Raw genomic sequence first — 21,965 nt, 5'->3', positions numbered from 1 at the left:
TTCAGTGGGAATGTATGCAGGAGAAAAAGTAATTTCATTTGCTAAGAGAAAGCATAAAAAAAGTAAATCTATATTTGAAAAAATAGATAGGTTATTTTCTAGGTATGGCAAAATAACAGTTTTCCTAGCTAGATTATTACCATTTACAAGAACATATATATCACTTTTTGCAGGAGCTGAGAAGGTTAATAAAATTATGTTTGTTATATTTTCAGCTTTAGGTATAACAATAATGGATAGTTTCTATCTTCTATTAGGATATTTTGCATATGATAATAAATCATTTATAGAAAAAGCTTTAAGACATTATTCAATAGCATTAATAATTATAATAGTAATAGCTATTTTTTCATATTATATTTATAAAAATCTAAAATTAAAGAAACTTAAAAAAGAGAATTAAGTTTTATTGACAAGTTTTTTTAAAAAGAGTATATTAAAAATAACACGATGTGGTGTTTAGAGAGCAAAGAAGCTCCATAGGAAATCCCTATGGAGCTTCTTATTTTTTTTATAAGTATATTTTTGGAAATAGCCAATTTTTATTTATAATTAAAAATTCACCTTAATTATATTAAACAAGAAAGATCAACAAAAAAACTACCCGTAAACTAAAAATATACTTATAAATAAGCTCTTACCCATAATTAATAAAAAGAGGGGAGCTAAAAATGAAAAGGTTTAAGATTAAGACAGAAATACTTTTTGGAGAAGGAGCCTTAGATTACCTAAAGGAACTTAAGAATAAAAAAGTTTTTATAGTAACAGATCCTTTTATGGTTAAGTCAGGGACTATAGAAAAATTAACTAATAACCTTACATCATCTGAGGTTTTTGTATTTAGTGAAATAGTTCCAGATCCACCTATTGAGTTAGTTGTAAGTGGAATAGAAATGCTTAAAGATTTTAATCCTGATGTTGTTATTGCTTTAGGGGGAGGGTCTGCTATAGATGCAACTAAGGCAATAATAGATTTTTCTAAAAAATTAGTTAAATTAAATGATATTAAGTTTATAGCTATACCAACAACAAGTGGTACAGGCTCAGAAGTAACTTCATTTTCCGTAATAACAGATAAGCAAAAAGGAGTTAAATATCCTTTAGTATCAGATGAATTATTACCAGACATAGCAATTTTAGATCCAGAACTTGTTAAAACAGTTCCAAATTTTATAACTGCTGATACAGGAATGGATGTACTTACTCATGCATTAGAAGCATATGTTTCTAAAAATGCAACAGACTTTTCAGATGCTTTAGCTGAAAAAGCAGCTACTTTAGTTTTTAAATATTTATTAAAAGCTTATGAAAATGGAAATGATATAGAAGCTAGAGAAAAAATGCATAATGCCTCATGTTTAGCTGGTTTAGCCTTTAATGAGGCTTCTTTAGGAGTAAACCATGGTATTGCCCATGTTTTAGGAGGAAAATTCCATGTTCCTCATGGAAGAACTAACTCAATATTATTACCACATGTAATAGAATATAATGCAAACATAACAAGCTATAATTCTAAGGAATTTAGTGAAGCTGCAGAAAAATATGCTAAAATAGCTAAAATGGTTGGATTACAAGGATCAAATACTAGAGGATTAGTAAAAAATCTTATAAATGAAATTAAAAAGATGCAAAAGGCAATGAATATGCCTACAACTTTAAGAGAGTGTAAAGTTAATTGTGATGAACTAAAGAGTTTAGAAAATGAAATAGCTCAATTAGCATTAAAGGATGCATGTACAGAAAGTAATCCAAGAGTGCCAGATGAAAATGATATAATATCTATTTTAAACAAAATTAAATAGTTTTTTTATAAGCTTCAAAATAGGATTGATATGCTTAGAAATTATCCTTTTTTGGAGCTTATTTTAGATAGGCATAGATATATACTTAATAAAGAATCAGATAAAAGACAATAAATTTATTAATATGACAAAATAATATGAAAAATATGTGAATATATTGACAAAGGGCCTATTAAAATTTATAATAAAGATATCACAAAGGTGTGATTAAGTTTTCGAGCAATGTAGCTTCTTAAAGGTATTTCATTTACTTAAAGATAGGAATGAAACTTTAAGGAGCTTTTTTATTAAATAGTTATGAAAAGGATTTAACTAGTCAATAATTTAACGTGGGAAAGTAAGGTGAGAAGCATATGGGAGAAGAGTCAAAACAGAGAATTATACAAGAATATGTACCAGGGAAACAAGTTACACTTGCTCATATAATAGCAAATCCTAATGAGGACATATATAAAAAATTAGGTCTTATAGTGGATAAAAAGGATGCCATAGGAATATTAACTATAACACCAAGTGAAGCCTCTATTATTGCGGCAGATGTTGCTACAAAGGCTTCAGGAGTTTCATTAGGTTTTATAGATAGATTTAGTGGATCTTTAGTAGTAACTGGTGATATAAGTTCCGTTGAGTCAGCCTTAAATGAAGTTTTAGATGTTTTAGGTAACATTTTAAATTTCTCATCAACTAAGATCACGAGGACTTAATATATGGGAAGAGTAATATTTATGGGTAAGACAGGATGTGGAAAAACAACCTTATGTCAAGCCTTAAACAATCTAGAAATAAAATATAAGAAAACTCAAGCCATAGAACTTTATGATAATGCCATAGATACTCCAGGAGAATATATGGAAAACAGGGGATACTATACTGCTTTAATAGTTACAGCAGCAGATGCTGATATTATAGCTTTAGTATATGATTGTACCTCAGAGGAAAATTATATTGCTCCGGGGTTTGCAAGTATGTTTTGTAAAGATGTTATAGGTATTATCACAAAGATAAATCTAGCTAAGGACGAGTCAGAAATAGAAGTAGCAGAAGAGAGATTAAATTTAGCTGGAGTAAGTAAAATATTTAAAGTTGATACAGTAGATGATGTAGGAATTAAAGAGTTATTTAATTATCTAAACAAATTTTAATTTGAGGTGAACTGTTAATGAAAAGAACTATAGTAATAGTCGATGATGAGCCTATTACAAGAATGGATACAAGAGAAATTTTAGAGGCTAATGGATACGATGTTGTAGGAGAGGCTTCTGATGGTTTTGAAGCAATTGAAGTTTGTAAGAAATATAATCCTAGCTTAGTTTTAATGGACATAGATATGCCTTTATTAGATGGAATAAAAGCTAGTAAGGTATTAACTAAGGAAAAATTAGTTGGGGGCGTAATATTATTAACAGCATTTGAAGACAAAAAGTATATTGAAATGGCTAAAGAAGTAGGAGCCTTTGGATATATGATTAAGCCTGTAAATGAGAAGGTATTTATTCCTACTGTAGAAATGTGCTTATCAAAGGCAGAAGAATTTGATGAACTAAAAAAAGATTATGATAAAATAAACAATAAATTAAATGATAGAAAGTTAATAGAGAAGGCAAAAGGAATACTTGTTAAGCAATTAAACTCAAATGAGAATGATGCTTATAACAGAATAAGAAAATTAAGTATGGATAGAAGAACTACCATGGCTGAAATAGCAAAAATAATAATTGTTGGTTATGAGGGATAATTAATGATTGGAACACTATGTAAAGAATATACTCTTTTAAGTGAAGAGGAGATAAATAAAATAAGAGAAGTTTCAAAATCTCTACAGATTATGGCTGACTTTTATGAAAGTGATGCATTTATAGATGTTTTAGATAAAGAGGGAAACTTTGCTATTGTGGTAGAGCATGCTATTCCAAAAGATAAGCCTTCATTATATAAAGAAAAAGTAGTTGGAAAAAAAGCTTTAAAGGAAAATGAGCCAGGTGTTATAGAAACATTAAAAAATGGAACAGTTAATAAGGATATAAAAGCACTGACTCAAGAAAATAAGTTTGTAAAACAAAGAATACATCCAATTCTTAATGAAGAAAAGGTTGTAGGAGTTGTTATAGTAGAAAAAGATATTAGTAATGAGCTTGAAAGTGATTTCAAAATTGACATAAGTTCTGCAAATGAAAGTTCAGAATCAAAAGGTTTTTTAAATCTTTTAAGAGAAGGTACTTTAATAACAAATAATCTTCATGATGGAATACTTGTTTTTGATAAAAAAGGAAAGCTTGTTATAAAAAATACTAAAGCAGATAATATATATAGTAGTTTAGGATATAAAAGTATAGACTATGGAGATGATTTTAATAAATTGTCTTTAGATAATTCCAAGTTTGAAGATCTTTCAAATGTTATTGGAGAAAAGAGTGACTTAAAACAAATAATAGAGGTTCAAGTGAAAAATTCTTATTTTGAATTAAGTAGAACCTTTATAGATAAAGAAAATTTAAGAATAATTGAGATAATAAAGGACATAAGTGATGTTAAAAATAAAGAGGCTGAGTTAGTTTTAAAATCAGTGGCACTAAGAGAAGCTCATCATAGGGTTAAAAATAGTTTGCAAACAGCAGCCGCATTACTTAGAAGTCAAAGTAGAAGATGCAAAAGTGAAGAGGCTAAGGAATATTTACAGGAAAGTGTAAACAGAATACTTGCCATTGCTACTACTCACGATTTATTATCTAAATCTCAAGGAAATAATATTAAGGTTAGAGATGCACTTGAGGTACTAACAGAAAACATAAAGAAAAGTTGGTATGGATCTAACATAAACATCTATATAACAGGAAATAATTTTTATATAGATGGAGAAAAGCTAACTGGATTACTCTTAATAATGAATGAACTTATACAAAATTGTTTTGATCATGCATTTATTAATAAAGATGAAGGTACAATACAGATTCTAATACAAAGTGATGGAGAAGATAAAGCCATAGCTGTTGTGGATGATGGATGTGGATTTGACTTAGGTTTGATTAACAATAATAATTTAGGATTATTCATAGTTAATAGTTACATAAAGGATCAGCTAAAAGGAAGTATGAATATAACTTCTAACAAAGAAGGAACCAAGGTACTATTAAATTTTAAAATTGAAGAAAATGAAGAATTTAAATAACTATGAACTGCGAAGTAGTGGTTTGAATTGAGCAATGAGGCTTAAGGTTATAGAAAATAAAACTTAGATTTTTAAATCAGGTTTATTTCTGTAGCTTTAAGCCTTTTTAGTTCTTTAAAATAATTATCTAAATTAAAGAATTTAATTAAATTATTATAAGTTGATATGAAAAATAACAGCTTATGGATTTTAAAAAATATTAAGGGGGTGAAAGGATGAGAGAGGAACTTTTAAGTGTTGGAATAGATATAGGCACAAGTACAACTCAGCTTATATTTTCTAAGTTAATAGTTGAAAATGAAGCATCAGCTTTTACCGTTCCAAGAATAAGCATTGTAGATAAGGAAATTATCTATAGAAGTGATGTTTACTTTACACCACTTATTTCAAATACTGAAATAGATGGAAGAAAAATAAAAGAAATTATTGAAGAAGAATATAAAAAGGCTGGAATAAATAAGGATGATATTCAAACAGGTGCTGTAATAATAACAGGGGAGACAGCTAGAAAAGAAAATGCAAACGATGTATTACACACATTGAGTGGATTTGCTGGAGACTTTGTTGTGGCAACAGCTGGACCAGATTTAGAAAGTATCATAGCTGGAAAGGGTGCTGGAGCACATATTTATTCTAAGGAACATTCAACCAGTGTTGTAAACATGGACATTGGAGGAGGTACAAGTAACCTTGCACTTTTTTTAAGAGGTGAAGTTAAGGAGACTGGCTGTCTAGATGTAGGAGGAAGACTTATAAAGATTAATCCAAATACAAGAGAGATAATGTATATTTCACCTAAAATAGAAAGAATAATAAAAGAAAAGAATTTAGGACTAGAAATAGGAACTAAGGCAACCTTAGAAAATATTAAACCGGTGGTTAATATGATGGTTGCTTGGTTGGAGGAAAGTGTTGGTTTAAGACCTAAGGATGAATACTTTGATTACATAGTAACTAATAAAAGTATAGCTTTAGAAAATGAGATAAAATGCATATCCTTCTCAGGAGGAGTTGCAGATTATATATATTATGAGGGAGAAATCCAAGACTATTTTAAATATGGAGATATAGGAATAATACTAGGACAAGCTATTAAAAATTCAGATTTATGTAAAAAGCTTAAAGTAGTAAGATCTATTGAAACCATAAGAGCAACTGTTGTGGGAGCTGGCTCTCATACAACAGAAATAAGTGGAAGTACAATTACTTACACAAAGGATAGTTTCCCAATAAAAAATTTACCAATATTAAAGCTTAGTTTAGAAGATGAAAGTCAAGGTGCTTATGAATTAGAAACTGCTCTTAAGAAAAAAATAGAGTGGTTCAGGCTAGAAAATGATTTTCAAAAGATAGCAATAGCTATTAATGGTAAAAAGAATCCATCCTTTAAAGAGATACAGGAATATGCAAAAGGTCTTGTAAATGGAATGAAGGATTTGATTGAGAAAGAGGGACAACTAATAGTAGTTGTTGAAAATGATATGGCTAAGGTTTTAGGGCAAGCAATATATTCCTTACTTAATTTCCAAAAAGAAATTATATGTATTGATGGTATTAAGGTTGAAAATGGAGATTACATAGACCTTGGAACACCAATTGCAGATGGAAAAGTATTACCTGTTGTTATAAAAACATTAGTTTTCAACTAGTTGGAAGGAGGATAAGAAATGATTTTAAAAACAAAATTATTTGGAAAAGTCTATGCTTTCAAATCTTTAAATGAGGTTATGGCTAAGGCAAACGAAGAGAAATCAGGAGATAGATTAGCTGGATTAGCAGCAGAGTCTTCAGAAGAAAGAGTAGCAGCAAAGGTTGTATTATCAAATATAACTTTAGAGGATTTAAGAAATAACCCAGCAGTTCCTTATGAAATAGATGAGGTAACTAGAATAATTCAAGATGATGTAAATGAAAAAATATACAATGAAATAAAACATTGGACAGTATCTGAATTTAGAGAGTGGATATTAGATGAAAATACAACAGGTGCCGATATAAGAAGAATTTCAAGAGGTTTAACTTCTGAAATGGTAGCAGCTGTAGCAAAATTAATGTCTAATATGGACTTAATATATGGAGCAAGAAAGATAAAGGTAACAGCTCACTGTAACACAACAATAGGTGAAAAAGGAACTTTATCTGCAAGACTTCAACCAAACCATCCAACAGATGATCCAGATGGAATAATGGCTTCATTATTAGAAGGATTAACTTTTGGAGTTGGAGATGCAGTTTTAGGATTAAACCCAGTTGATGACTCTGTTGAGAGTGTTACTAAAGTATTAAAGAGATTTGATGAAATAAAAAGAAAATTTAAAATACCAACTCAAACTTGTGTACTAGCTCATGTAACAACTCAAATGGAAGCTATAAGACAAGGGGCACCTACAGACCTAATATTCCAATCAATAGCAGGTTCTGAAAAGGGAAATGAAGCTTTTGGATTTAATGCAGCAACTATAGAAGAAGCTAGACAATTAGCTTTAAAACAAGGAACAGCTACAGGACCAAATGTAATGTACTTTGAAACTGGACAAGGTTCAGAGCTTTCATCAGATGCTCACCATGGAGTTGACCAAGTAACTATGGAAGCTAGATGTTATGGATTCGCTAAGAGATTCCAACCATTTTTAGTTAACACCGTTGTTGGATTCATAGGACCAGAGTATTTATATGATTCAAAACAAGTTATAAGAGCAGGTCTTGAAGACCACTTCATGGGTAAATTAACAGGAATACCAATGGGATGTGATGCATGTTATACAAATCACATGAAAGCAGACCAAAATGATATAGAAAACTTAGCTGTATTATTAACAACAGCAGGATGTACTTATTTCATGGGAATTCCACATGGAGATGACGTAATGCTTAACTATCAAACTACAGGATACCATGAAACAGCAGCTTTAAGAGAAATGTTTGGATTAACAGCTATTAAAGAGTTCCAAGATTGGTTAGTTGAAATGGGATTCATAGACGAAAATGGAAAGCTTACTAAAAAAGCAGGAGATGCATCTGTACTTTTAGGATAGGAGGGAGAAGAGAGTTATGAACGAAAAAGATTTAAAACTAATGGTTGAGCAATTAGTTAGCCAAATGGTTGGACAAGTTGATATGCAATCAGTAGAAAAAGTGGTTAAGGAAGTTTCAAAAAATCAATCTCAAGTGGAAAGTGATGAGTTTATACCAGATATTACAGAGATAGATATAAAGAAACAACTTTTAGTTGATAATCCAGCTGATAGAGAGGCTTACTTAGAAATGAAAGCTAAAACACCAGCTAGATTAGGATCAGGAAGAGCAGGAGCTAGATATAAAACTATAACAGCTTTAAGAATGAGAGCTGACCATGCTGCTGCACAAGACTCAGTATTCTCAGATGTTTCAGAGGAATTCATAAAGAAAAATAACTTTATACCTGTGAAAACTATGTGTACTGATAAGGATGAATATGTAACTCGTCCAGATCTTGGAAGAAGATTTTCGCCAGAAACAACAGAGATCATAAAAGAAAAATGTGATAAAAATCCTAAGGTTCAAATAATGGTTGGAGATGGTTTAAGTTCAGCTGCAATAGAAGCTAACGTAGAAGATATTCTTCCTTCAATAGAGCAAGGATTAAAAATGTATGGTTTAAATGTTGGACCTATATTATTTGTTAAATATTGTAGAGTTCCAGCTATGGATGCTGTAGGAGAAGCAACTGGAGCAGATGTTGTTTGCTTACTAGTTGGAGAAAGACCAGGTCTTGTAACTGCTGAATCAATGTCAGCATATATAGCATATAAACCAAAGGTTGGAATGCCAGAAGCTAAGAGAACTGTTATATCAAACATTCATAAAGGTGGAACAACTGCCGTTGAAGCAGGAGCTCACATTGCAGAGTTAATAAAAACAATGTTAGATAAAAAAGCTTCAGGAATAGATCTTAAATAATAAGTTTGGAGGGAATTAAGCATGAAAAATGATTTAATACGTCCTAATGTTTTAAGCGTTAAGATAATATCAAATGTTAGTCCAGAAATGGCTAAAAAATTAGAATTAGAACCACATCACAAGAGTTTAGGGTTAATCACAGCAGACTGTGATGATGTAACTTATACAGCTTTAGATGAGGCTACAAAGGCAGCAGAAGTAGATGTAGTTTATGCTAGATCAATGTATGCTGGAGCTGGAAATGCTTCAACAAAATTAGCTGGAGAAGTAATTGGTATCTTAGCTGGACCAAGTCCTGCTGAAGTTAGAAGTGGATTAAATGCTACTTTAGATTTCATTGATAGTGGAGTTGGATTTGTAAGTGCAAATGAAGATGATTCAATTTGTTACTATGCTCAATGTGTATCAAGAACAGGATCATATCTTTCAAAAACAGCAGGAATAAGAGAAGGTGAAGCTTTAGCTTACTTAGTAGCTCCTCCATTAGAAGCAATGTATGCTTTAGATGCAGCATTAAAGGCTGCAGATGTTGAAATGTGTGAATTCTTTGCACCTCCAACAGAAACAAACTTTGCAGGAGCCTTACTTACAGGATCACAATCAGCATGTAAAGCAGCATGTGATGCCTTTGCAGAGGCAGTACAATCAGTAGCTAGTAATCCATTAGGATTCTAATAGGCTAAAGATATGGGAAAAGCTTTAGGATTAATAGAATTTATAGGATATGTACCAGCCATATGTGCTGCAGATACAGCCTTAAAAGCTGCAAGTGTTGATTTGATTGGAATAGAAAAGGTTACTGGAGGAATTGTAACTGTAAAAATTACAGGAGATGTAGATGCTGTACAAGCTGCAGTGGAATCTGCTGAAAATTATGCAAGTAGAATTGGAAGTTTAAGAAGTGCTCATGTAATTCCAAGACTTGATGATGAGGTAGAGAATCTTTTAATGAATAGTAAAAGTTCAGAAGAAGAAATTCAAGAGTTGGAAGAAGATATTAAAGAGGTTTGTGAAGAGATAAGAGAGGAAATTACAGAAGCTATTATAGAGGAAACAGAATCTAAAGAAGAAAGCCTACAAGAAGATGTTGTTGAATATGTTAAAAATGTTAATGCTGAAGTAGAAGAAATTTCTGAAAAAATAGAAGGTGAATCTCACTTAGATGAAATAGAAGTTTTTGAAATCTCTCAAAATAAAGAAAGCTCAAAAGAATCTTTAGAAGAAGTTATTATAAAACCTGAACTGACAGAGGATAAGACCACAGAGAATAAAGAAGCTGATTCTATAGATATAAAAGAAATATCTAAAATGAGTGTTAAGGAATTAAGAAAGAAAATAAAATCCTTAAATATCAACATAACTTCTAATAAGCTTAAGTCTCTAAAGAAGAAAGATTTAGTAGATATATTACTAAAATATAATGAAGAAGGTGACAGTTAATGGAGTTTTTAGATAAAGACTTAGTTTCTATACAGGAAACTAGGGGGCTTATAAGAAAGGCTAAAGAAGCTCAAAGCAAGTTAGCTATTATGAGTCAACAAGACATAGATAGAATAGTTAAAGCTATATCTGATGCTGCTTATGAAAATTCTGAAAAACTTGCTAAGATGGCAAATGAGGAAACAGGATTTGGTAAATGGGAAGATAAAGTATTAAAAAATGTTTTTGCTGCAAGAACAGTTTATGAATCAATAAAGGATACAAAAACTGTTGGAATAGTAGAGGAAAATGTTGAGAAAAGAGCATTTAAAATTATGGTGCCAGTAGGAGTAGTTGCAGGACTTATACCATCAACAAATCCAACTTCAACAGCAATCTACAAAGCTATGATTTCAATAAAAGCTAGAAATGCAATTGTTTTATCACCACATCCAAGTGCAAAAAAATGTATTATTGAAACAGCTAAGATAATAGCTAAGGCTGCTGAGAGAGCAGGTTGTCCAGAAGGAGCTATAGGATGCATTACAGTACCTTCAATAGAAGGAACTAATGAACTTATGAAGAATAAAGATACTTCATTAATCCTAGCAACAGGCGGAGAAGCAATGGTTAGAGCTGCTTATTCATCAGGAACACCAGCTATAGGTGTTGGACCAGGAAATGGACCAGCATTCATAGATAAGAGTGCAGATGTTAAGTTAGCAGTTAAGAGAATATTAGATTCTAAAACTTTTGATAATGGAACAATATGTGCTTCAGAACAATCAATAGTAGTTGAAAAAGCTATGGAAGATGAAGTTGTTAGAGAATTAAAAGAACAAGGAGCTTACTTCTTAACTGAAGAACAAGCAAATCAACTATCTAAATTTGTAATGAGAGCAAATGGAACTATGAATCCACAAATAGTTGGAAAAACTCCTCAAGACATAGCTAAATTAGCTGGTTTAGAAGGAATTCCATCTTGGGCAAGAGTTTTAATTCCAAGAGAGTGCCATGTTGGACATAAGTATCCATTCTCAAGAGAAAAGTTAACAACTATTTTAACTTTCTTTGTAGAAGAGAATGTAGATGCTGTATTAAATAGATGTAGAGAAATATTACTAAATGAAGGAGCTGGACATACATTCTGTATGCATGCAAATAATGAGGAGCTTGTTAAGAGATTCGCATTAGAAATGCCGGTTTCAAGAATGGTAGTAAATTCACCAGGAGCTCTTGGTGGAATAGGAGCTACAATCAACTTAGTACCTGCCTTAACATTAGGATGTGGTGCAGTTGGAGGAAGTTCTACATCACATAACATAGGACCATTAGATTTAATGAATACAAGAAATGTAGCTTATGGAGTTAGAGAACTTGAAGATATTAGAGAGTTAGCTGTAGGAGCTACAAAGGAAGTTGCTGCAAGTTTAGATTTAGGTGACAAGGAAGAATTAATAAACTTATTAGTTAAGAAGATTATTGAGGAACTTAAGTAATTTTTAAGATAATTGGATTCTAATATAAATTAAAGACTTATTTAATATTATAGATAATTTTCATTACATAGAAATGAAAAGATATAAAAAGGCTTAATATGTTTTAGTCTTGGGAAAATTAGGTCTTAGGACTAGGCTATATTAAAAGTCTAAAGGAAGGTTCTTTAGGCTAATAGATAAATATAAAATTTTTAAATAATTCAAATTAAAGAGATGTAAAAATACATTAATACTAAGATTTTGGAGTTAAAAGCTCTATGTGAAATTTTAACTAAAAAGGTTTAAAATTAAATTAAAGACAAATTAAAGTCTAAATTAAAAAATTAAGAAGGATATTTTGAGGAGGAATTTGTTATGGCAAACGCAAATGCATTAGGAATGATCGAAACTAGAGGATTAGTAGGAGCAATAGAAGCTGCTGACGCAATGGTTAAGGCTGCAAATGTTCAATTAGTAGGAAAAGAACAAGTTGGTGGAGGATTAGTAACTGTTATGGTTAGAGGAGATGTTGGAGCTGTTAAAGCTGCTACTGACGCTGGAGCTGCTGCTGCTGAAAGAGTTGGAGATTTAATATCAGTACATGTAATCCCAAGACCACACTTTGAAGTGGATGCTATATTACCAAAGGCACCAAAAGCTGAATAATAAAAAGTTGTAATTAGGGGTTGCATAAAGAGTCTTTTATGCACTCCTTTTATACATCTAATAGGGGATGTGATAAAATGGCTGTTTTGACAGAAGGTGAGGTAAGAAAAAGATTAAGTAGAGAAGACCTAAAAGCTCTAAAAGAATTTAAGGTTGTAAAGGGAGAAATAATAACTCCATCTGCAAAGTCTTATTTAGCTGAACATAATATAAATTTAGTTTATGTTAATTCTGAAGAAGAAAAATTAAATAAAGAAACAGAACCTAAAGAGATAATAAGAGAAGTCGTTAGGGAAAAAGAATACAAGTATGAAACTGTTTTTGGAGCTAAGTTAGATGAAAAGCCAGAGCATATGACTCATCTAACAGGCAATCTTCTTGTATTTAAAGATCATAAGAGAATAATATTTAGAGGTAAGATAGATTCTCTTGAAGCAAGAATTGTTGAAACACAAGTTCTTTGTCATAAACAAGGAATGAATAAACTTGTAGAAGACCTTCAAGAAATACTAAATCTTATAGGAAGAATATTGAGATGTGAGGTTTTAAGTGAGCCTTTAGAAGGTTTTTCTCTTCAAGGAATGACAGAAAAGGATCTTAGAGAAAAATCACATAACCCTAAAAAATACTTTGGTATAGGACATGAAATGCCAACTTATGAAATGGGTGAAATAGTGGCTGCACTAAATATTTTAAGAACTTTAACTAGAGAAACAGAGCTTTCAGCTTATGAAGCTTTTAAAGGTGAATATGGACAAGTTGAGAGAGAAGATTTAATTAGAGCTTTAAATAGACTATCCTCAGTATTTTGGATTATGATCTTTAAAGTTAGAACAGGAAAGTACGAGAAATAGGAGGAAGCTATGGACAATCTATTACAGGACATTATAGAGGAAGTAGTCAGAAGAGTTAAGGATGAAGCTTTTATAGAAGTTGAAGCTTCAGGTAGACATGTTCATTTAACTAGGGAGCATATAGAAATATTATTTGGAGAAGGACATGAGCTTACTAGAATAAAAGATTTATCTCAACCAGGTCAGTATGCTTGTAAAGAAAGAGTTACTATATCAGGGCCTAGAGGTAAGATAGATAATGTTGTGGTTTTAGGACCACCTAGAAATGAAACTCAAGTGGAAGTTTCATTTACAGATGCTCTAGTACTAGGATCTATACCTCCAGTTAAATTAAGTGGAGATTTAGAGAATACTCCAGAAATAACAATTTCAACAGAGAGAGCTTCTATAGCATTAAATAGAGGGCTAATGGTTGCTAAAAGACATATACACATGACACCAGAGGATGCAATAAAATTTGGTGTTAGTAACAATGAAAGCGTAAAAGTTAAGGTTTTAGGGAAAAGACCTTTAATATTTGATGATGTAATTGTAAGAGTTAGCAAAGATTACAGAACATTTATGCATATTGATTATGATGAAGCAAATGCCTGCGGATTTTCAAAGGGAACTTTTGCCTTAATTGTTGGAAAAGATGAAAAATAATAATTTAAGATATTAAGCTTATACATTAAGTTAAAAGTTAATTATGCTTTAGAAAGCTTTATACTAATTTAATGATATAGAAGTTTTAAAGAGTTATCTTAATTTAGTATATTAAGCTTTTGTAAAGGATTATATAGTTTAACTACCTAAAATCTTAGGAGTATTTAAATAATATTTTAGCTAATGTAAGTGAGAGGAAGCCTCTAAATGAAAGGGGGTAAGGATAATATGGACTATGAAAAGTTAGTTGAATTTTTAGTAGATGAAATATACAAGAGAATTCAAGAGGAAAATAGTAAAAGTAATTCTTTAGAAAAGAGAAAATCCATTGTTGTAATTGGAGAGAGTAATGTAAGTTTCTACAGAGAAGCCTTAAAAGGATTTGATATTAATCCATTAACATCAGAATGCAAAGATTGCGACATATTACTTATATCAAAGCTTTGTATTAAGGGACTTAGCAACATAGCTCAAGGAACATGTACAACAAAGGCAGAAAATTTTGCTTTAGAAATGCTTTTAAAAGGTAAGAAAGTTTATATTCTTGAGGATGGTATTGAGTATAGAAAATACAAAAATACGGCTCCAAAAGTTTTATACAATAAATATATTAAGTTTGAGGAAGAGCTTCTAGCTTATGGCATAGAAGTTATAGATGATTTAAATAGGATTTCAATAGAAAGCAAGGATGAAAAAGTTTCTTTTAGTGGAATTAAAGAAGAAATAAGTAAAAATCTTTGTTTATGTAGTGAAAATAAGGTTGAAGGAAAAAAGGACTTAGATACTACTGCTATTGCAGATGAGTTCACAATAAATCTTTCAAATAAGAAATTAGTATCAGAAAGTGATCTAAGAAAGCCTCACATAAATGGAGTAAGAACCTTAATAGTTGATAAAAAAGCTATAATTACTCCCTTAGCAAAGGATTATATTCGCATAAATAATTTAAATGTTGTGCTTTCTTAGAGTAGCTTAACTCTTTAAAATATGGATGATTTTTGTTTATGAAGCTAATTAAACTTAAGAATCATCCATATTTAAAATAAACAACCTTTAAAAAGGGTTAAAGTATTTAGGGAAAGTGGCAATAAGATGATTGGGAGTGAATTATTATGGAAATAGGAAGAGTAGTAGGAAATGTGTGGGCAACTAGAAAAGATGAAAAACTAAATGGACAAAAGTTTTTAATAGTTAAGCTTCTTATAAGTAAAGATAAGGAAAAAGAGGGCTTGTTTGTAGCCGCTGATAATGCTGGTGCTGGAATTGGAGATATTGTTCTTATAACTAAGGGTGGTGCTGCAAGACAATCAATTGGAAATAGAGAAGTTCCTATAGATGCTGCCATAGTAGGTATTGTAGATTCTATAGATATTGAAGAGGATTAATATGAAAAAAAGTATAGGAGCTTTAGAATTTAGAAGTATCAGCAAAGGCATTGAGGTTTCAAATGAGGTTGTAAAGAAAGCTTTTGTAGAGGTTTCTTACCTTAAAAGTATTTGTCCTGGGAAATTCTTTTTAATTGTTAATGGAGATGCTGGAGAGGTGAAGGAAGCCATAGAATTTGGAGAAAAACTTGGAGAGAAATATTTAGTTGGAAGCTTTATTATAAACTCTATTCACCATGACATAATAAATGCTCTTAAGGGAAAATATTCTCAAAAAAACATAGAGGATAAAGCAATTGGAATAATGGAAACGGGAAAGGTTTCTTCCGGTATATTAGCCCTAGATAAAACATTAAAAAGCAGTGAGGTTAATTTAGTTAAGCTTCAACTGGCTTTTGGAATTGGTGGAAAGCTTGTATATATAGTCTCAGGAGATTTAAGTAGTGTAGAAAATGGAATGAGAGAAGGACAAGCTATTTTACAAGAAAAGGACATTATAAATGTTTCTATAATTCCTTTTGTACATAGTGAGATAGCAAAAAATTTAATTAAATAAATTTATGAAAAATAATTAAGTCCATATTTTGAGAATAAGGGGGAAGAGAAATGTCTATCAATGAAATTATCGTTTATATTATGGTTGCATGTATGGCTTTAGGAGCTATAGACAAATGCCTAGGAAACAAATTTGGAATAGGTGAACAATTTGAAGAAGGTATAATGGCAATGGGTTCTCTAGCTTTAGCTATGGTTGGAGTTATATGCTTAGCACCAGTACTTGCTTCTGTTTTAGGACCAATAGTAACACCTGTATTTAATGCTTTAGGAGCGGACCCAGCAATGTTTGCAGGTTCAATACTTGCAAATGATATGGGGGGAGCACCACTTGCAGCTAGCTTAGCACAAGATCCACAAGCAGGAATGTTTAGTGGTTTAATCATAGGAGCTATGATGGGAGCTACTATAGTATTTACAATTCCAGTATCTTTAGGAATTATAGAAAAGAAAGACTATAAATTCTTAGCAACAGGAATTTTAGCAGGAATAATAACTATACCAGTAGGAGCTTTTGTTGGAGGATTAGTAGCAGGATTCCCAGCAATGATGGTTCTTAAAAACTTAGTTCCAATAATAATATTTGCAATTTTAATAGCTATAGGCTTAGCCTTTGCAGAAGAAGCTATGATAAAAGGATTTAATATTTTTGGTAAGATAGTTGTTATAATTATAACTTTAGCTTTAGCAGCTGCTATTATAGAAGCTTTAACAGGAATAGTAATAATACCAGGAATGAATCCTATAAGTGAAGGTATAGAAATAGTTGGAGATATTGCTATAGTTTTAGCTGGAGCATTCCCACTAGTTTATATAATCACTAAAGTATTTAAGAAACCTTTAATGGGACTTGGAAAAATATTAGGAATCAATGAAATAGCTGCAGCTGGTATGATTGCTAGTTTAGCAAACAATATCCCAATGTTTGGAATGTTAAAAGACATGGATGACAGAGGAAAAATAATAAACGTTGCCTTTGCAGTATCAGCTTCTTTCGTATTAGGAGACCACTTAGGATTTACAGCTGGTTTTAATCCAGAAATGATATTCCCTATGATAGTTGCTAAATTAGTTGGAGGTATCACAGCGGTTATTCTTGCAATGTTCATAGCAAAGAAAACTTTAGGAAAAATAGAGGAGGCTAAATAATTATGGAAAACATAAGTAAGGAATTATTAGAAAAACTAGTAAGACAAATAATTGAAGAAAAGCTTGCTGGAGCAGGTAATAATGATTCAGTTGACTTTATAAGAAATAAAGACAAAAGTGGAATAATGTCAATTAAGCTTCCAACAGTTAAGGTTGATGAATCCAATAGATTAGATACTGGAAACCCAAGAGATGTAGTTTATACTAAGGATTTATTTACATTAGAAGAAAGTCCAAGACTAGGCGCTGGAATAATGGAAATGAAAGAGACTACTTTTGATTGGACTTTAAACTATGATGAAATTGATTATGTTATAGAAGGTCATTTAGATATAATAATAGATGGAAGAAAGATTTCAGCAGATGCTGGTGAAATCATTTTAATACCTAAAGGATCAAAGATTCAATTCTCAGTTCCAGATTATGCTAGATTCATTTATGTAACTTATCCAGCAGATTGGGCAAGCCAAGCGTAATAATTATTATAAAATAAGATTGAAGTATAAAACATAGAGCTTACTTTTTAATAAAAGTAAGCTCTATTTTGGTATTAGGTTAGGTAAATATTAAGATTTTATTTGATGTAGAGTTTGGCGAATATTGTGCTGTGAGAAGTTTTTTTTGCATAATTTATGAAGAAGCAGACAAATTAGTACATTATCAAAAAACTCCCCTACTATGATATTTATATGCAGAGAATTTCAAAATTATTACTAAAAAATGGAAAAATATTATTTTTAGATTAATGCAAATGTATATTGACATATTAATCATATAGAATTAAAATAATTGTATAAAATTAAATTTTAAAAAATATAATTTAGAATATATGGGGTGAGTAGTATGGAAATTTATGATATTAGCGTAAAAGATATTAATGGAGAAAATGTAAGTTTAGAAAGATATAGAGGAAAGGTTCTTTTAATAGTTAATACTGCTAGTAAATGTGGTTTTACAAAACAGTTTGATGGATTAGAGGAGTTATATGAAAAATATAAGGATGAAGGCTTCGAGGTTTTAGGATTCCCTTGTAATCAATTTAAGGAACAAGATCCAGGAAGCAATTCAGAAATAATGAACTTTTGTAAATTAAATTTTGGTGTAACATTCCCTATGTTTGAAAAAATTGATGTTAATGGAGAAAATGAATCTCTATTATATTCATACTTAAAAGAACAGAAAAGTGGAATGTTTGGAAGTAAAATTAAGTGGAATTTTACTAAGTTTTTAGTGGATAGAGAGGGAAATGTAATAAAGAGATTTTCGCCACAAACTACTCCAAAGTCAATAGAAAAAGATATTGAGGAACTTTTAGCTTAAGGTTACATATTAATTTAATATTACTTTTAAACAAGCTTTATTTTTTAGGTGCACAAACCATCTTTTCTTTTGGCATTACAATAGATGATTTTAAACAATATTTGCTTTTAGGTCTATTTACGAGCAAATATTAAATAAAATCTAAACTAGATACTTTTAAACAATATTTGTTTTTAGGTGCTAACAGCTTTTTAGTAGTTACTATTAATAGAATATTGATTTTAGGTTAGAAATTTTAATCACACATAAATCCTTAAATGAGAACATAGTATGACATTGTTTAAGTATTAGGGGAGAGGGTATAATTAACATTGGATGAAAGAGATAAGCTTTAAAAAAGCAAGACTTTCTCTTTTATATAGGTGTAATTAAACTTATATGAAAAATACATGTAAGATTTAGTGATTTATTTGAAGTTAGGAGGAGTTTGAAATGAATCTTAAAAGAATAAATTCAAATGATAATTGCTTTAATAAGGCAATGGAAATATACAATGGAAGCTTCCCAATATTTGAAAGAAGAACAATGGATGATCAAATAAAGGCATTAGATGATATAAACTATCATTTTGAGGTTATATATGATAAAGAGGAAATAGTAGGAATATTACTCTATTGGGATATGGGTAGGTATAAGTATATAGAACACTTTGCCATAGATTCTAAGTTAAGAGGAAAAAACTACGGATCTAGAGTGTTAAAAGAGTTTTGTGACCATAATAAAAATGTAATTTTAGAGATAGATCCTCCGATAGATGAGATATCAATAAAAAGATTGAATTTTTATTTGAAATTAGGTTTTAAATTGCAAGATTTTGATTATACACATCCATCCTACAGAAAAGGCTGTAAGAGACATAGTTTAAAGATTATGACTTTTAATCATAATATGCCTAAAGAGGATTATGATACTTTCAATATATTGTTGAAAAGAGATGTTATGAAGTATTCTGAATTTAAAGATAGGTTAAATAATTAGTTTAAAGTATATTTTTATATAAACTAAATAGAAATTGATTTAAGTAGAAAATACAATGGTACTAAATTTAGGCCATTGTATTTTGTTTTTTAGAGCAATAAAACTTTATAATACTCTAAAAAATTAGAAGCATAATAGAATAGCAATATAGACTTTAGAGTAACAAAACTTTAGAAGGATTAGTATAAAAGCTTTTTAAATTTCTAGAAAAAAAGGTTTTTTTTATTTATAATAAAAAAGATGTAGATTTTAGAGTATTAATATAAATTACTAATAGCAAAGGAGCAAAATATGAAGAAGGTTTTAATTGGAGTTTTAGTGTTTTTAATTTGTATTATTTCAGTCTTTTTGTTTTTTGATAGAGAAGAGGAAAGCATAGTTACTGATGTAGTTGAAAAATCTCAATATGGTCTTTTAGTTAATTATGAAGATGGACTTATTGCAGTTGATACTGAAGACGCTGAAATAATTGATAGAGATGGAAAAGAAAATACTCTAGATTGTATAAATGAGGGAGATAGAATAGAAATTATTTATGATGGAAAAATAGAAGAAACTTATCCAGCTCAGATTAATAATGTTTACAAAATAATAATTTTTTAGTTTATATTAAGAGTCTTATAATAAATATATTTTTGAGTTTTGTTGAAAGTTTTATAAGAAAAAGCACTAAATTTATTTAATAGATTTAGTGCTTTTTTATAAATATTTATATTGTTTAAATTTTAATATAGTTTTATATTTATTTATTAATTTAGATAAAGAAAAATTAGTTAATTGCTTTAATTTCAAAAAAGAAGAGATAAAAATATCAATTGCTTAAATCAAGTTTATTAGAAAATTATGTTAATATTTAAATAGAGTAAAAATTTATTTAGAGATAAGGTTATATGAGAGGTTAGGGAAGTGTTACTTTATGAAAAAAAGGGTGTTTTGGGTAAGTATAGTATTTTTAATAATTATAACGGTTTTAGGTATTACAATTAAATTTGATGGTAAGAAAGTTAATTGTAACAGAAAAACAGTTAAAGTAGGATTTTATGAATATTATCCTTATTATTATCTTAATAAAAATTCTATGCCAGATGGCTATTATAATGAAATACTAGAATTAATATGTAATAAGTTAGATTTAAATTATAAGTATGTAGATTGTAATGTAACAGATGCTTTAGAAAAGCTTAAATCTGGACAGATAGATTTAGTCTTTGGAATAAGTAAGACTCCTGATAGAGAAAAGGAATATGAATTTACTGACCACTATCTAAATAATGATAACTTTGCTATATATACTAATAAGAATATAAAAAATGGTGATTTAAAAGCTTTAAATGGATTAAAAATGGGATTTTTAAAAGGAGAAGAAAATAATGAGTGGATTTTAAGGCTTTTAAAGGATAAAGGCATAAATGTGAAACCTATAGATGTTTCTAATTATCCTGAAGATGAAGAATATTTACATGATAACAAAGTAGATTTTGTAGTAGAAAATACAAGAAGCAATATAAATTATGAAAATAAAAATATTAAAAAAATTTTTGAGTTTTCTTCTGGACCAGTTTATATAACTAGTAGAAAAGGTAATGAAAAATTAATTGAAGGAATAGATTCTGTCCTTGGAGAGCTTGAAGAAGATGGGGAACAAAAAGATACTAATTTATATTCTAAGTATTTTGATGAGCATTTAGATAAATTAAAAAATGAAAAGTTATTAGTTGTAATATTTTTAATTATAATATCATTATTTATTTATAAAAAAAGAAAAAATAAAATATTCGCTATAAGAACTAAAAGAAAAATTAGAGACTATATGAAAAATGATAAATATATATTATATTATCAACCTATAGTAGATCCAAAGACAAATGGAGTAAAGGGATTTGAATCTCTTTTGAGATTAAATAAGGATGGAAAAATTTTAACTCCCTATAGCTTTATAAGGGAAATTGAAGACAATAATATGTCTTTAGAAGTTTCTTTATGGCTTTTAAAGAAGGTTATTTTAGATTACAGAATAATAAAAGATTATGATATGGTTAAAGGAAGAGATTTTTATATATCCTTAAATGTTTCATTTAAAGAAATAGAAAATCCTAAGTTTTTAAGATCCTTAATGAAAATTGCAAAAGATTATAAGATTGATGATTGTAATATTTGTTTAGAGATAGTAGAAAAGTTTGGTATGGAGGATATAGGAAGAATACAAAGTGCAATAAGAATAATAAAGGAATATGGATTTTTAATAGCTATAGATGATTTTGGAGTGGAATATTCTAATTTAGATTTATTAAATAAAATTGATTCTGATATAGTGAAGCTAGATAAGTACTTTGCTGATAATTTAGATAAGTCTATTATAAATGAAAAGACAGTGGAATTTATATCAGAAATATGTATCATAGCTAATAGAACTATAGTATTTGAAGGTATAGAGGAACAGTATCAGGTTGACATTGTTAAGGCATTTCCATATGAAAAAATATATATTCAGGGATATTTCTATTCAAAGCCAGTAGATATTGAGACTTTAAAGGATTTTAAATTTAAGGATAGTTAATTTTTAAAGGATAAAAATAGTAAGAATTAAGGAGAAGGATTTATAATATAAT

General features: G+C 29.6%; 24 protein-coding genes. All 24 read left to right on the top strand.

The genetic code is table 11. The features are described 5' to 3' along the window. Positions 1-10 precede the first annotated feature (10 nt). The 24 genes from I6G60_RS15325 (at position 11) to I6G60_RS11880 (ending at position 21,913) form a co-directional block, all read left to right on the top strand. Positions 11-403 (top strand): DedA family protein, encoded by a 393-nt coding sequence (locus I6G60_RS15325; RefSeq protein ID WP_236906619.1) that lies wholly within the window; start codon positions 11-13, stop codon positions 401-403. Positions 404-671: 268 nt separating this feature from the next. Beyond that, complete coding sequence (locus tag I6G60_RS11990; RefSeq protein ID WP_003455712.1) at positions 672-1,802, top strand: 1-propanol dehydrogenase PduQ; 1,131 nt, start codon at positions 672-674, stop codon at positions 1,800-1,802. Between the two features lie 353 nt (positions 1,803-2,155). Next, positions 2,156-2,506 (top strand): ethanolamine utilization microcompartment protein EutS, encoded by a 351-nt coding sequence (eutS, locus tag I6G60_RS11985; RefSeq protein ID WP_003453843.1) that lies wholly within the window; start codon positions 2,156-2,158, stop codon positions 2,504-2,506. 3 nt (positions 2,507-2,509) lie between these two features. After that, positions 2,510-2,944: a EutP/PduV family microcompartment system protein gene (locus I6G60_RS11980; RefSeq protein WP_011590423.1), complete on the top strand. Its 435-nt coding sequence runs from the start codon at positions 2,510-2,512 to the stop codon at positions 2,942-2,944. A 17-nt stretch (positions 2,945-2,961) separates the two neighbouring features. Continuing rightward, positions 2,962-3,537: an ANTAR domain-containing response regulator gene (locus tag I6G60_RS11975; protein WP_003453802.1), complete on the top strand. Its 576-nt coding sequence runs from the start codon at positions 2,962-2,964 to the stop codon at positions 3,535-3,537. A gap of 3 nt (positions 3,538-3,540) precedes the next feature. Next, complete coding sequence (locus I6G60_RS11970; protein WP_003455831.1) at positions 3,541-4,968, top strand: sensor histidine kinase; 1,428 nt, start codon at positions 3,541-3,543, stop codon at positions 4,966-4,968. Between the two features lie 215 nt (positions 4,969-5,183). Continuing rightward, entirely contained in the window at positions 5,184-6,617 is a 1,434-nt protein-coding gene (gene eutA, locus I6G60_RS11965) for an ethanolamine ammonia-lyase reactivating factor EutA (RefSeq protein WP_197925387.1), read from the top strand. Positions 6,618-6,635: 18 nt separating this feature from the next. Further along, positions 6,636-8,003 carry an ethanolamine ammonia-lyase subunit EutB gene (locus I6G60_RS11960; protein ID WP_197925385.1) on the top strand — a complete coding sequence of 456 codons (1,368 nt, stop codon included), beginning with the start codon at positions 6,636-6,638 and terminating at the stop codon, positions 8,001-8,003. Positions 8,004-8,019: 16 nt separating this feature from the next. Next, a complete protein-coding gene (gene eutC, locus I6G60_RS11955) occupies positions 8,020-8,907 on the top strand; it encodes an ethanolamine ammonia-lyase subunit EutC (RefSeq protein WP_003454028.1) in 888 nt (295 codons plus the stop codon). A 21-nt stretch (positions 8,908-8,928) separates the two neighbouring features. Then, positions 8,929-9,582, top strand: coding sequence for an ethanolamine utilization microcompartment protein EutL (gene eutL / locus I6G60_RS11950; RefSeq protein ID WP_003461990.1), 654 nt, complete (start codon positions 8,929-8,931; stop codon positions 9,580-9,582). A gap of 12 nt (positions 9,583-9,594) precedes the next feature. Continuing rightward, positions 9,595-10,347 carry a BMC domain-containing protein gene (locus I6G60_RS11945; RefSeq protein ID WP_197925384.1) on the top strand — a complete coding sequence of 251 codons (753 nt, stop codon included), beginning with the start codon at positions 9,595-9,597 and terminating at the stop codon, positions 10,345-10,347. Next, positions 10,347-11,825, top strand: coding sequence for an acetaldehyde dehydrogenase (acetylating) (locus I6G60_RS11940; RefSeq protein WP_197925382.1), 1,479 nt, complete (start codon positions 10,347-10,349; stop codon positions 11,823-11,825). Before I6G60_RS11945 ends, I6G60_RS11940 begins: the two co-directional genes overlap by 1 nt. A gap of 354 nt (positions 11,826-12,179) precedes the next feature. Next, positions 12,180-12,470, top strand: coding sequence for an ethanolamine utilization microcompartment protein EutM (gene eutM, locus I6G60_RS11935; RefSeq protein ID WP_003453976.1), 291 nt, complete (start codon positions 12,180-12,182; stop codon positions 12,468-12,470). Between the two features lie 77 nt (positions 12,471-12,547). Next, positions 12,548-13,324, top strand: coding sequence for an ethanolamine utilization cobalamin adenosyltransferase (locus tag I6G60_RS11930; protein WP_003453880.1), 777 nt, complete (start codon positions 12,548-12,550; stop codon positions 13,322-13,324). 9 nt (positions 13,325-13,333) lie between these two features. Beyond that, on the top strand, positions 13,334-13,969 hold the full coding sequence (gene eutD / locus I6G60_RS11925; RefSeq protein WP_003455694.1) for an ethanolamine utilization phosphate acetyltransferase EutD: 636 nt from the start codon (positions 13,334-13,336) through the stop codon (positions 13,967-13,969). Between the two features lie 207 nt (positions 13,970-14,176). Beyond that, positions 14,177-14,935 carry a TIGR02536 family ethanolamine utilization protein gene (locus I6G60_RS11920; RefSeq protein WP_003455851.1) on the top strand — a complete coding sequence of 253 codons (759 nt, stop codon included), beginning with the start codon at positions 14,177-14,179 and terminating at the stop codon, positions 14,933-14,935. Positions 14,936-15,081: 146 nt separating this feature from the next. After that, complete coding sequence (locus tag I6G60_RS11915) at positions 15,082-15,354, top strand: EutN/CcmL family microcompartment protein (RefSeq protein ID WP_003474302.1); 273 nt, start codon at positions 15,082-15,084, stop codon at positions 15,352-15,354. A 1-nt stretch (position 15,355) separates the two neighbouring features. Further along, positions 15,356-15,910 carry an ethanolamine utilization microcompartment shell protein gene (locus tag I6G60_RS11910; protein WP_003477263.1) on the top strand — a complete coding sequence of 185 codons (555 nt, stop codon included), beginning with the start codon at positions 15,356-15,358 and terminating at the stop codon, positions 15,908-15,910. Between the two features lie 50 nt (positions 15,911-15,960). After that, on the top strand, positions 15,961-17,058 hold the full coding sequence (gene eutH / locus I6G60_RS11905) for an ethanolamine utilization protein EutH (protein WP_197925381.1): 1,098 nt from the start codon (positions 15,961-15,963) through the stop codon (positions 17,056-17,058). A 2-nt stretch (positions 17,059-17,060) separates the two neighbouring features. Further along, entirely contained in the window at positions 17,061-17,534 is a 474-nt protein-coding gene (locus tag I6G60_RS11900) for a cupin domain-containing protein (RefSeq protein WP_003453912.1), read from the top strand. Between the two features lie 367 nt (positions 17,535-17,901). After that, positions 17,902-18,378, top strand: a complete 477-nt coding sequence (locus I6G60_RS11895; protein WP_003454005.1) for a glutathione peroxidase — start codon at positions 17,902-17,904, stop codon at positions 18,376-18,378. Positions 18,379-18,810: 432 nt separating this feature from the next. Next, the gene (locus tag I6G60_RS11890) at positions 18,811-19,356 is read left to right on the top strand and encodes a GNAT family N-acetyltransferase (protein ID WP_003459864.1); all 546 of its coding nucleotides are present in this window, start codon (positions 18,811-18,813) and stop codon (positions 19,354-19,356) included. A 291-nt stretch (positions 19,357-19,647) separates the two neighbouring features. Beyond that, a complete protein-coding gene (locus I6G60_RS11885) occupies positions 19,648-19,959 on the top strand; it encodes a hypothetical protein (protein WP_003459816.1) in 312 nt (103 codons plus the stop codon). Between the two features lie 313 nt (positions 19,960-20,272). Then, complete coding sequence (locus tag I6G60_RS11880; RefSeq protein WP_110077326.1) at positions 20,273-21,913, top strand: EAL domain-containing protein; 1,641 nt, start codon at positions 20,273-20,275, stop codon at positions 21,911-21,913. The last annotated feature ends 52 nt before the right edge of the window (positions 21,914-21,965 follow it).

The sequence above is a fragment of the Clostridium perfringens genome, assembly GCF_016027375.1.
Classification (GTDB): Bacteria; Bacillota; Clostridia; order Clostridiales; family Clostridiaceae; genus Sarcina; species Sarcina perfringens.
This window is presented reverse-complemented; position numbering and strand designations above follow the sequence as displayed.